Here is a 12,228-nt window from a genome sequence, read left to right as displayed (position 1 = left end):
GCCTATATTTTTGTACCTTTGCGCCCCGAAAACGGATGCGCGGAACGCTGATTCACGCAAACATCCCTACATGAATAAAAAATACAATCTGCGGAAATCCGCGTGAATCCGCGTTTCAAAAAAACCGTAAATAATAAAACCGTAAATAAACAACATGTCCAACGTATTGATAACCATATTCTTGGGAGGCGGCATCGGGAGCGTAATGCGCTTCGGGGTGCAGGCGGTGATGAACGGGCGCATCCCTCCCCTTTTCTTCCCGTGGGCTACGCTCGGCGTCAACGTGGCGGGAAGTTTCCTCATCGGGCTGTTCTACGCCCTCTCCGCCCGCTTCGGCTTCTCCGACGAGACACGGCTTTTCCTCACCACAGGGCTTTGCGGAGGGTTCACCACCTTCTCCACCTTCAGCCAAGAGAGCCTGACCCTGCTCCGCCAGGGGCATTACGCCGCCTTCGCGCTCTACACCCTTGCCAGCGTGGCGGCAGGCATCGCCGCGGCACTTGCCGGAGGGTGGATAGGGAAAGCCCACGCATAGACAACCTCGTTTCAACCGAGGTCATCCCACGGGACAGGGTAATTTGAAATTACCTCGTCTCAGAGACGAAGTGGTTTCAAACCACATCATCTCCTTGCGCGGGAGGGGTGTAAATCGAAATGACACCCCACGGCACGTATGTCGGTATGGAGAGGGGAATAGTGAGGGAGGATTCACTCCACAAAGATACGAAAAATTTTTCAATTGGCAATGGATATTAGGCAATGGACAATGGAAATTTGACAATCGGCAATTATTTTTTTTGGCAAGTTATACTTAAACCGCTGAGATGTAACTATTTGCACAGGCGCGCGAAGCTATATATACCGGGCTTTGCATATAGATGCGTGATATATGCAAGATATAAGCATAATGATGACAATGACAAATGACAAATGACAATTAACTTTTTCCAGAAAATGCCTTAATGGCAGGTGAGCGACATTATAAATTATATTATATATATATTATAATATATATAATATAATTTAATTTACAATTCTCTTTTCTTCTTCGTGGTGCGTTACATCACTTTGTTAATTGTCATTTGTCATTTGTCATTGTCACGATAATACAAGCATAGAAATAACATTTTCACATCTTATATAATTCTCATTTTCAGCAATATAGATAGAAAAACGATAATCAGTTAACAGATTTTTACGCCCACCTGTTCCAAATCCATTGCCACATGAAAAAGATTTCTTACCTTTGCAGAGGAGAGAGGGAGGAACATTATAGGCAACAAGGCTTTTATAGGTAACAAGGTACCAGTTGACAAGTTTTGAATTGCCTTGTAGGGGCGTATCGCATACGCCCGAATGCGTCAACTAATCCACGTGGATGTTTTCAGGGCGTATGCGATACGCCCCTACACAAAAAACAAATTATGGAGAAGGAACGAATCATCGAAATCACGTCGCTGGAGCAGCAGGGGGTGGAGCTGTTCGGCGCACTGACCGAGGCACAACTGCGCAACCGGCTGGAACCGGAGAAGGGCGTGTTCATCGCCGAAAGCCCGAAAGTAATCCGCGTGGCGCTGGACGCGGGCTACGAGCCGCTGGCGCTGCTGTGCGAGCGGAAGCACCTTGCGGGCGACGCCGCCGACATCCTTGCCCGATGCCCGGACATACCCGTCTACACCGGCGGACGCGAGCTGCTCGCCCGGCTTACGGGCTATACCCTGACACGCGGCGTGCTCTGCGCCATGCGCCGGCCGCCGGTGAAAAGCGTGGAAGAAGTATGCGGCGGGGCACGGCGCATCGTGGTGATTCACGGGGTGACCGACACGACCAACATCGGTGCCATCTTCCGCTCTGCCGCCGCATTGGGCATCGACGGGGTGCTGCTCACCCCCGACTCGTGCGACCCGCTGAACCGCCGTGCCGTGCGTGTCTCGATGGGTTCGGTGTTCCTCATTCCGTGGACGTGGGCCGACGCTCCCCTCGCCGCCCTGCACCGCCTGGGCTTCCGCACCGCCGCCCTGGCACTCTCGGACGACTCCGTCCCGCTCGACACGCCTACCCTCAAGCAAGAGCCGCGGCTGGCACTGGTGATGGGCACCGAAGGCGACGGGCTTCCGCACGCCACCATCGCCGAAGCCGACTACACGGTGCGCATCCCGATGGCGCACGGGGTGGACTCGCTCAACGTGGCGGCAGCATCCGCCGTAGCGTTCTGGGAGCTGCGGACGATTTGAATTTACGATTTGGCGATTTACAATTTACGATTTACAATATACGATTTTGCGATTTTGAAACGCAGATTTTCGCAGCTCACACTTTAAATGATTTAGAAGCTGTGCGGGATATAAAAAAAGAAGTCCTCTTTACCCTGCAATACCGGCAAATTTTCGTACCTTTGCACCGGAAACAGACTAACGCATAAACTTCAACACATATCGAATATGGCACTGGTAAACGAACATTTCCTGAAATTGCCGAACAACTACTTCTTCTCCGACCTGGAAAAGAAAGTCAACTTGTTCAAGGTGACCCATCCCAAAGCCGACCTTATCCGGCTGGGTACAGGAGATGTCACCCTGCCCCTTCCACAGGCGTGCACCGAGGCAATGCACCGCGCTGTCGACGAACTGGCACACGCCGCCACCTTCCGCGGCTACGGGCCCGAAGAAGGATACCCGTTCCTTATCGATGCCATCATCAAACACGATTATGCGCCACGCGGCGTGCATCTGGAACGCAGCGAAATCTTTGTGAACGACGGGAGCAAAAGCGACACAGGACACATCGGCGACATCCTTCGCCACGACAACAGCATCGGAGTGACCGACCCTATCTATCCTGCCTACATCGACTCGAACGTATCGTGCGGACGCGCAGGCGAGCTTTTGGCGGGAGGGAAATGGAGCAATGTAATTTATATGCCCTGCCTGCCAGAAAACAATTTCATCCCTCCCATCCCCGACCATCGTGTCGATATTATTTACTTATGCTACCCGAACAACCCTACCGGTACCGTGCTGGACAAATCCGAACTGAAAAAATGGGTGAACTACGCCCTCGAAAACGATACCCTCATCATCTTCGACGGTGCCTACGAAGCCTATATCCAACACGCCGGCATCCCTCACTCCATCTATGAGATAAAGGGAGCACGCAAAGTAGCTATCGAGATGCGCAGCTTTTCGAAAACAGCCGGTTTTACAGGTGTGAGATGTGGCTACACGGTTATCCCGAAAGAAGTGACCGGAGGCACACTGGCAGGGAAACGCATCCCCCTGGGCCCCCTGTGGAAACGGCACCAGGAAACGGTATTCAACGGCACCTCCTACATCACCCAGCGTGGAGCGGAAGCCATCTATACCCCCGAAGGAAAAGAACAGGTAAAAGCCCATATCCAATATTACATGAACAACGCCCGCATCATGAAGCATGCACTTACCAGCATCGGGCTGAAAAACACCGGAGGCGAAGACGCGCCCTACCTGTGGGTCAAAGCTCCCGACGGAATGTCATCGTGGAAGTTCTTCGAAAAACTACTGTACGAAGCGCAGGTGGTGACCACTCCGGGGGTAGGTTTCGGCCCAAGCGGGGAAGGCTACCTGAGACTGACCGCCTTCGGCGAAAAAGAACGCATCCAAGAGGCGATGCAACGCCTGTGCAGATGCCTGTAACCGGAATTTCATCAAACAGAACATAAACAAGAAACAACAGAGGTAATTATTATGTCAAAACTAAGATTCAGAGTAGTAGAAAAAGCTTTTCATAAAAAGCCGGTCGAAGTGGTCCCTCCATCGGAACGCCCCAGCGAATATTTCGGCAAATACGTGTTCAACCGTGAAAAGATGTTCAAGTACCTGCCCAGCAAGGTGTATGCCAAACTGACAGACGTCATCGACAACGGTGCGGCGCTCGACCGCAGCATCGCCGACGAGGTGGCGGCAGGAATGAAGAAATGGGCCATCGAGCTGGGTGTCACCCACTACACGCACTGGTTCCAGCCCCTGACCGAAGGTACGGCGGAAAAGCACGACGCCTTCGTGGAACACGACGGCAAAGGCGGCATGCTGGAAGAATTTTCGGGCAAACTACTGGTACAGCAGGAAGCCGACGGCTCATCGTTCCCCAACGGAGGCGTGCGTAACACGTTCGAAGCCCGCGGATATAGCGCCTGGGACCCCTCGTCGCCAGTTTTCGTGGTAGGCGACACCTTGTGCATCCCCACCGTCTTCATCGCCTATACGGGCGAGTCGCTCGACTACAAGGCACCGCTTCTGAAATCTATACAGGCGGTCAACAAATCGGCACTGGATGTCATGCACTACTTCGACCCTTCGGTGAGAAAAATCATCACCTACCTGGGCTGGGAGCAGGAATACTTCCTGGTAGACGAAGGACTGTATGCCGCACGCCCTGACTTGCTGCTGACCGGCCGCACCCTGATGGGCCACGAGGCTTCGAAGAACCAGCAGCTGGAAGACCACTATTTCGGTGCCATCCCGCCCCGCGTGGCCGCTTTCATGAAAGACCTCGAAATCCAGGCACTGGAACTGGGCATCCCCGTCAAGACCCGCCACAACGAGGTGGCTCCCAACCAGTTCGAGCTGGCTCCCATCTATGAGGAATGCAACCTCGCCGTAGACCATAACATGCTCATTATGTCGCTGATGCGCAAAGTGGCACGCAACCATGGTTTCCGCGTGCTGCTCCACGAAAAACCCTTCAAGGGCATTAACGGCTCTGGCAAGCACAACAACTGGTCGCTGGGTGCCGACAACGGCACATTGCTGATGGCTCCGGGCAAAACTCCCGAAGAAAACCTGCGCTTCATCACCTTCATCGTCAATACGCTGATGGCGGTATATCACCACAACGGCTTGCTGAAAGCCTCTATCATGAGCGCTACCAACGCGCATCGCCTGGGAGCACACGAAGCACCTCCGGCAATCATCTCCTCCTTCCTCGGCACACAACTGAGCAAGGTGCTCGACCACCTGGAAGAAAGTACCAACAGCGACCTGATAGCCCTGGGCGACAAACAGAGCATGCGCCTGGATATCCCGCAAATCCCCGAACTGCTCATCGACAATACCGACCGTAACCGCACCTCGCCGTTTGCCTTCACCGGCAACCGCTTCGAATTCCGTGCACCGGGCTCGGAAGCCAACTGTGCCAGCGCAATGATTGCCCTGAACACCGCCGTGGCAGAGCAGCTCATCCAATTCAAAAAAGACGTAGACAAACTGATAGAAGACGGCGAACCGAAAATCTCCGCCATCATCGAGGTGGTGCGCCGCTACATCAAGGAGTGCAAGCCCATCCGTTTTGACGGCAACGGCTACAGCGAAGAATGGAAAGCCGAAGCGGCACGCCGCGGACTGGATTGCGAAACCAGCTGCCCGCTCATCTTCGATAATTACCTGAAACCGGAAACCATCCGGATGTTCGAATCGACCGGCGTGATGAACCGTAAGGAGCTGGCGGCACGCAACGAAGTGAAATGGGAAATGTACACCAAGAAAATACAGATTGAGGCACGCGTGTTGGGCGATCTGGTGATGAACCACGTGGTGCCCGTCGCCATCGAATACCAGACCAAACTGATAGACAATGCCTATAAGATGAAGTCGCTCTTCGATGCCGACGAAGCCACCCGCCTCTCATCCGAAAACATCGCCATCATCAAACAGATAGCCGAACACACCGGATACATCAAGGAGCACGTGGACGCAATGGTGGAAGCCCGCAAAGTAGCAAACAAAATCACCGGCGAACGCGAAAAGGCTATCGCCTATCACGATACCATCGCCCCCATGCTGGAGCAGATACGCTACCACATCGACAAGCTGGAACTGATTGTGGACGACCAGATGTGGACGCTCCCGAAATACCGTGAACTGCTATTCGTAAGATAATCTCTTTAAGGTGACTAGGTACTAGGTGACGAGGTACTAGGTGACGAGGTACTAGATACCATTAGCAAAACTATTCAGAACCTTGTCACCTAGTCAACTTGTCACCTAGTACCTAGTCACCTAGTCAACTTGTCACCTAGTACCTAGTCGCCTAGTCACCTTGTCAACTATAAAACAGACCAAAATGGAATGGTTATACGATTTGTTTTTTGAGCAGACTGCCCTACAGGCGGTTATCATCATTTCCCTGATTATCTCCACAGGGCTTGCCTTGGGGAAAATACATGTTTGCGGCATCTCGTTAGGGGTGACATTCGTGTTTTTCATGGGTATCCTTGCCGGTCATTCAGGACTTGCCATCAATCCCCAGATGCTGAACTATGCCGAAAGTTTCGGACTGGTATTATTTGTTTATGCACTGGGGCTGCAGGTCGGACCGGGATTCTTCAGTTCCCTACGCCAGGGTGGATGCCAACTGAACCTGCTGGGACTGGGGGTCATCTTACTGGGCACGATAATGGCAATCGTGCTGACCTTGTTCACCCCCATCTCGATGTCGGACATGGTGGGAATCCTTTGCGGAGCCACCACAAACACACCGGCACTGGGAGCTGCACAACAAACATTGAAACAACTGGGCGAACCTACCAGCGGTGCCGCACTGAGCTGTGCCGTCACCTACCCGCTGGGAGTGGTAGGAGTGATTCTTGCCATCGTAGCGGTAAGGAAACTGTTCGTACGCCCTTCCGATATGGAAGAGCATCCGCACGACGACCCTAACCACACCTATATCGGTACCTATCAGGTACACAATCCTGCCATCTTCGGCAAAAGCATCCACGAACTGGTGCATATGGGTTATTCCAAGTTTGTCATCTCCCGCCTGTGGCGCGACGGACAGGTGTGCATTCCCACTTCCGACAAGGTGCTGCAAGAGAACGACCGCCTGCTGGTAGTGACCACCGAAAAAGACGTGGAAGCCCTGACCATCCTGTTCGGCGAACAAGAACAGAAGGACTGGAACAAGGAGGATATCGACTGGAATGCCATCGATAGCCAGCTTATCTCGAAACACATCGTTATTTCCCGTCCCGAAATAAACGGGAAAAAGCTGGGTTCGCTCCGCCTGCGCAACGTGTATGGCATCAATATCAGCCGTGTGCTGCGCAGCGGTGTACAACTGCTTGCCACCCCCGAACTGGTATTACAACTGGGCGACCGCCTGACCGTGGTGGGCGAAGCCGCAGCTATCAAGAATGTGGAAAAAGTATTGGGCAACACCGTAAAAACCCTGAAAGACCCCAATCTGGCTTCTATCTTCATCGGCATCGTGCTGGGACTGATAGTCGGCTCCATCCCTATCGCCATCCCGGGCATATCGACACCTGTCAAGCTGGGACTGGCAGGAGGACCAATCGTCGCCGGCATCCTCATCGGCTCGTATGGCCCACGCCTGCACATGCTGACCTACACCACCCGCAGCGCCAGCCTGATGCTACGTGGCATCGGACTTTCCCTGTATCTTGCCTGCCTTGGACTGGATGCCGGAGCACATTTTTTCGAAACCGTGATGCGTCCGGAGGGTGCTTTATGGGTTGGTATCGGATTTATTATTACCTTTGTACCCGTAGTGATTATGGCACTGGTGGCATTACGGTGTTTCCACCTCGACTTCGGAAACACCTGCGGCATGCTCTGTGGAAGTATGGCAAACCCAATGGCACTGAACTATGCCAATGACATCATCCCGAACGATAACCCTGCCGTGAGCTATGCCACGGTCTATCCGCTGGGGATGTTCACCCGTGTCATCATCGCCCAACTGATACTGATGTTGTTTTTATGAACATATATACAATTAATAATTAATAATTAACAATTAATAGTTAACAATTACGACCGCTTTACCCGTTCTCCTTTAATTGCCAATTATTAATTATTAATTGTTAATTGCTGATTATCATTTTTAACCTGAAGAAGATATGAAATCCTACAACCAAATCACAACGGAGATGATACAACAAGACCTCCGATACCTGGAACTGCTTTCGCACAACTTCCCGACCATAGCCTCTGCCAGCACCGAAATCATCAACCTGGAGGCCATTCTGAACCTTCCCAAAGGTACGGAACACTTCCTTGCCGACTTGCACGGGGAATACGAAGCGTTCCAACACGTATTGCGGAATGCTTCGGGTGCCATCAAACGAAAAGTGAACGAAATCTTCGGCAATACGTTGCGCGAAATGGAAAAAAAAGAATTGTGCACACTTATCTATTATCCCGAACAGAAACTGCAACTGGTAAAGGAAGTGGAAACCGAACTGGAAGACTGGTATGTCATCACCCTGAACCAGCTGGTAAAGGTATGCCAGAATGTATCATCGAAATACACCCGCTCGAAAGTGCGCAAGGCCTTGCCCGAAGAATTTTCCTACATCATACAAGAATTGTTGCACGAAAGCAGCATGGACCCCAACAAGCAGGCATACATCAACGTCATCATCAGTACCATCATCGACACACACCGTGCCGATGACTTCATCGTGGCATTGAGCAACCTTATCCAACGGCTGACCATCGACTCGCTTCACATCCTGGGCGATATCTTCGACCGCGGACCAGGTCCGCACATCATCATGGATACCCTGTGCGACTATCACAACTTCGACATCCAATGGGGAAACCACGACATCTTGTGGATGGGCGCCGCATCGGGAAACGATTGCAACATCGCCAATGTACTCCGGCTCGCCATGCGTTATGGCAACCTCTCGGTGCTGGAAGACGGCTATGGCATCAACCTGTTGCCTCTCGCCACATTCGCCATGGATACTTATGCCGATGACCCTTGCTCGTTCTTCGAACCAAAGATTGACGATACCCTTAATACAGACAGTGCAAAAACCATCCGCCTGATAGCACAAATGCACAAGGCTATCAGCATCATCCAGTTCAAACTGGAAGCTGAAATCATCCGCCGCCGCCCGGAATTCAGGATGGAAGACCGCATGTTGCTGCACCACATCGACTTCGAGAAACACACCATCACACTTAACGGCAAAGAATATCTGCTACGCGATAGTTTCTTCCCTACCGTAGACCCATCAGACCCCTACCGGCTGACCGACGAGGAACGTGATGTGGTAGACAAGTTGCACAAATCATTTACAAGCAGCGAAAAACTACGCAAGCACATGAAATGCCTCTTCCGCTACGGATGCATGTACAACGTATGCAACTCGAACCTGCTGTTCCACGCTTCCATGCCGCTCAATGCCGACGGTACCTTGAAAGAAATCGACATTTTAGGTGAAAGCTACAAAGGACAGGCTCTCTTAAAACGTGTGGGACAACTGATACGTACCGCCTATTTCGATGAAAGCGAAAGCGAAGAAAAGGCATTCGCCCTGGATTACATCTGGTACCTGTGGTGCGGAAAAGACTCACCCGCCTTCGACAAAGACAAAATGGCCACCTTCGAACGATACTTTATCGAAGACAAGGAAACGCACGTGGAAACAAAAGGATATTATTACCAGTTACGCGACCGCGAAGATATCTGCGACATGATCCTGGACGAGTTCGGTGTGGAAGGCGAACACCGGCATATCATCAACGGACATGTACCGGTAAAAGCCGGAAAAGGTGAAAAACCCATCAAGGCGAACGGAAAACTGATGGTAATAGACGGAGGATTCTCGAAAGCCTACCAGCCTGAAACAGGTATTGCAGGCTATACCCTGGTGTACCACTCGCGCGGATTCCAACTGGTACAGCACGAACCGTTCACCTCCACCCAGCGAGCCATCGAAGAAGGACTTGACATCAAATCGACCACTCAAATCGTAGAAATGAGTGCCAAGCGGATGATGGTGAAAGACACCGACAAAGGAAAAGAATTAAGTATTCAGATAGAAGACCTTAAAAAGCTGCTGGTGGGATACCGCACCGGTATCATCAAAGAAAAGGCAGACTGAAACAAACAAGGGGATGCCGGAATAAAATCAAACACTATTCCGGCATCCCCCTTAATTATTAATTATTAATTGTTAATTGTCAAACAAGCTTGTTCGTCACCGTATCAGGGAAAATCACTGAGGACTTGAAGTGTTTGGCTTCTTCAAAATCCATCAATGCATACGACATGATAATCACTGTATCGCCTACCTGGACTTTGCGGGCGGCTGCACCATTCAGACAAATGCACCCAGATCCGCGCTCACCTTTTATTATATAAGTCTCGAAACGCTCGCCGTTATTATTATCCACAATCTGCACCTTTTCGCCGGCTATCATATTGGCGGCATCCAGCAAATCCTCATCTACCGTAATACTGCCCATGTAATTCAGATTTGCCTCGGTAACACTTACACAGTGAATCTTCGACTTCAGTACTTGTATCATCATCACACGCTCACTCCTTATATTTAATGTTATCTATCAAACGTACATCCCCACAGAATACAGTAATACAACCTACAATGTAGCCGCTTTCGTCCCACGAACTTACAGGCTGCAAGGTATTCCCGTCTACAATTTCGAAATATTCCAGACGCAACCCTTCAGCATCTTCAATACCCTTTTCCACAAATGCTTTTGTTTCTGCCAGCGAATGCACCTTGGCATAATCTACACTGGCAAACAGGGTTTTCGATATCTGCAAAGCCTGCATACGCTGTTCTCCACTCAAACGGGCATTACGACTGCTCAATGCCAGCCCATCGGCCTCACGTACGATGGGACAACCCACAATCTGCAACGAAAAAGGATACTTACGTACCATTTCACGGATGATGGCAAGCTGCTGGAAATCTTTTTCACCAAAATAGGCACGCGTAGGCTCTACAATCAGGAAAAGCTTGCTCACAATCTGGCATACACCGTTAAAATGTCCCGGACGATATTTGCCCTCCATCACCGTATCCAGCGGAGCATAACTGAACGTACGTGTGTCCGGTTCGGGATAAATCTCTTCTACCGAAGGTGCGAATACGAACGTGACGCCACACGCTTCCAAAAGCCGGCAATCGGCATCCAGCGTACGCGGATACTTCGCCAAATCATTCTTATCATTAAACTGGGTGGGATTGACAAAATCGCTGACCACCACTACATCATTCTCGGCAACGGCGCGTTTCACCAATGAAGCGTGACCGGCATGCAAAGCTCCCATTGTGGGAACCAGACCAATGGTTTTCCCTTCGCCCCGAAGTACATCCAACTTCGCACGAAGCTCATGAATAGTTTGAATTAATTCCATTTTTCTGATAATTAAACCCAATGTTTTTCTAAAAACAGGTGCAAAGTAACCACATTTTTACCAAATAATAAAGCAGTTTTTACAAAAAAGCACCATCCACAGACAGATTAACAAACTATAAGGTAAATAACGTGCACAAATTAACAAAGTGGTCTGATTTTTTTGTACCTTTGCACAACCTTTATGAGCAATAGTAGAAACATGAGTGCAAAAAAAGTATTATTCATTACACAAGAAATTACTCCTTACGTACCCGAAAGTGAACTATCGTTAATCGGTCAGAATCTTCCCCAAGCTATTCAAGACAAAGGCTGGGAAATCCGGACATTCATGCCCAAATGGGGCAATGTCAACGAACGGCGTAACCAACTGCATGAAGTCATACGCCTGTCCGGCATGAACATTATCATCGATGATACAGACCATCCTTTAATCATCAAAGTAGCTTCTATACAAGCTGCACGCCGCCAGGTCTATTTCATCGACAATGACGACTATTTCCAACACCGGCTGATGACAACCGATGAAGAAGGAAAAGAATATGAAGACAATGGCGAACGAGCCATCTTCTATGCCCGGGGTGTATTGGAAACCGTAAAAAAATTACGCTGGTGTCCCGACATCATCCATTGTCACGGATGGATGAGTGCCGTGGTTCCGCTCTTCATCAAAAAAGCTTACTACGACGAGCCTTCCTTTAGAGATTCTAAAGTGGTATTCTCAGTGTACGGCAACGGATTCCAGTCAAACCTGAACCCGGACTTCACCAAACAAGTAATCTACAGAGAAATCACTCCCGATGATGTTAAGATGGTACAAAATCCTGTCGATTATGAAGAGTTATGCAAACTTGCTATCACTTATTCGGACGGCGTAGTGCAAAACAGCGAAAAGGTAAACCCTGCCATCATGGATTACGCACGCAGCTTGAATCTTCCTACCATAGATTACCAAGCCGATGAAAATACGTATGCAGACGCCTGCGATGCACTCTATAAAAAGGTGCTTGGCGACGCCGAATAAGACGAACTTATAACAATTAATCAGAAAACA

General features: G+C 50.3%; 9 protein-coding genes. 7 read left to right on the top strand and 2 right to left on the bottom strand.

The window, feature by feature from the left end; genetic code table 11:
- Window positions 1-154 precede the first annotated feature (154 nt).
- The 6 genes from crcB to B5G04_RS11905 all read left to right on the top strand — a co-directional run bounded on the left by crcB (window position 155) and on the right by B5G04_RS11905 (window position 9,892).
- Entirely contained in the window at window positions 155-535 is a 381-nt protein-coding gene (gene crcB / locus B5G04_RS11930; RefSeq protein WP_087397323.1) for a fluoride efflux transporter CrcB, read from the top strand.
- An 889-nt stretch (window positions 536-1,424) separates the two neighbouring features.
- Entirely contained in the window at window positions 1,425-2,234 is an 810-nt protein-coding gene (locus B5G04_RS11925) for an RNA methyltransferase (RefSeq protein WP_087397321.1), read from the top strand.
- A gap of 207 nt (window positions 2,235-2,441) precedes the next feature.
- On the top strand, window positions 2,442-3,671 hold the full coding sequence (locus tag B5G04_RS11920; RefSeq protein ID WP_087397319.1) for an LL-diaminopimelate aminotransferase: 1,230 nt from the start codon (window positions 2,442-2,444) through the stop codon (window positions 3,669-3,671).
- A 51-nt stretch (window positions 3,672-3,722) separates the two neighbouring features.
- Window positions 3,723-5,912, top strand: a complete 2,190-nt coding sequence (locus tag B5G04_RS11915; protein WP_022038936.1) for a glutamine synthetase III — start codon at window positions 3,723-3,725, stop codon at window positions 5,910-5,912.
- Between the two features lie 184 nt (window positions 5,913-6,096).
- Window positions 6,097-7,758: a putative transporter gene (locus B5G04_RS11910; protein ID WP_022038937.1), complete on the top strand. Its 1,662-nt coding sequence runs from the start codon at window positions 6,097-6,099 to the stop codon at window positions 7,756-7,758.
- Between the two features lie 136 nt (window positions 7,759-7,894).
- The gene (locus B5G04_RS11905) at window positions 7,895-9,892 is read left to right on the top strand and encodes a fructose-1,6-bisphosphatase (protein WP_087211328.1); all 1,998 of its coding nucleotides are present in this window, start codon (window positions 7,895-7,897) and stop codon (window positions 9,890-9,892) included.
- A gap of 79 nt (window positions 9,893-9,971) precedes the next feature.
- Here the strand turns inward: B5G04_RS11905 and panD are convergent, their stop codons facing one another.
- Window positions 9,972-10,322 carry an aspartate 1-decarboxylase gene (panD, locus tag B5G04_RS11900; RefSeq protein ID WP_087397317.1) on the bottom strand — a complete coding sequence of 117 codons (351 nt, stop codon included), beginning with the start codon at window positions 10,320-10,322 and terminating at the stop codon, window positions 9,972-9,974.
- Between the two features lie 7 nt (window positions 10,323-10,329).
- On the bottom strand, window positions 10,330-11,175 hold the full coding sequence (panC, locus tag B5G04_RS11895; protein WP_022038940.1) for a pantoate--beta-alanine ligase: 846 nt from the start codon (window positions 11,173-11,175) through the stop codon (window positions 10,330-10,332).
- A 201-nt stretch (window positions 11,176-11,376) separates the two neighbouring features.
- On the opposite strand from panC, the gene B5G04_RS11890 reads away from it, so the two are divergent.
- Window positions 11,377-12,198 (top strand): glycogen/starch synthase, encoded by an 822-nt coding sequence (locus B5G04_RS11890; protein WP_022038941.1) that lies wholly within the window; start codon window positions 11,377-11,379, stop codon window positions 12,196-12,198.
- Window positions 12,199-12,228 lie beyond the last annotated feature (30 nt).

Origin of the sequence: Bacteroides sp. An51A (assembly GCF_002161565.1) — a bacterium.
Classification (GTDB): Bacteria; Bacteroidota; Bacteroidia; order Bacteroidales; family Bacteroidaceae; genus Phocaeicola; species Phocaeicola intestinalis.
Note: the sequence above shows the minus strand (reverse complement) of the source record. Positions and strands in the feature narration are given on the sequence as shown.

Bases quoted from the DNA above. Each gene is read 5' to 3' on its own strand.
- crcB (WP_087397323.1), top strand. From the start codon at position 155: ATGTCCAACGTATTGATAACCATATTCTTGGGAGGCGGCATCGGGAGC.
- B5G04_RS11925 (WP_087397321.1), top strand. From the start codon at position 1,425: ATGGAGAAGGAACGAATCATCGAAATCACGTCGCTGGAGCAGCAGGGG.
- B5G04_RS11920 (WP_087397319.1), top strand. From the start codon at position 2,442: ATGGCACTGGTAAACGAACATTTCCTGAAATTGCCGAACAACTACTTC.
- B5G04_RS11915 (WP_022038936.1), top strand. From the start codon at position 3,723: ATGTCAAAACTAAGATTCAGAGTAGTAGAAAAAGCTTTTCATAAAAAG.
- B5G04_RS11910 (WP_022038937.1), top strand. From the start codon at position 6,097: ATGGAATGGTTATACGATTTGTTTTTTGAGCAGACTGCCCTACAGGCG.
- B5G04_RS11905 (WP_087211328.1), top strand. From the start codon at position 7,895: ATGAAATCCTACAACCAAATCACAACGGAGATGATACAACAAGACCTC.
- panD (WP_087397317.1), bottom strand. From the start codon at position 10,322: ATGATGATACAAGTACTGAAGTCGAAGATTCACTGTGTAAGTGTTACC.
- panC (WP_022038940.1), bottom strand. From the start codon at position 11,175: ATGGAATTAATTCAAACTATTCATGAGCTTCGTGCGAAGTTGGATGTA.
- B5G04_RS11890 (WP_022038941.1), top strand. From the start codon at position 11,377: ATGAGTGCAAAAAAAGTATTATTCATTACACAAGAAATTACTCCTTAC.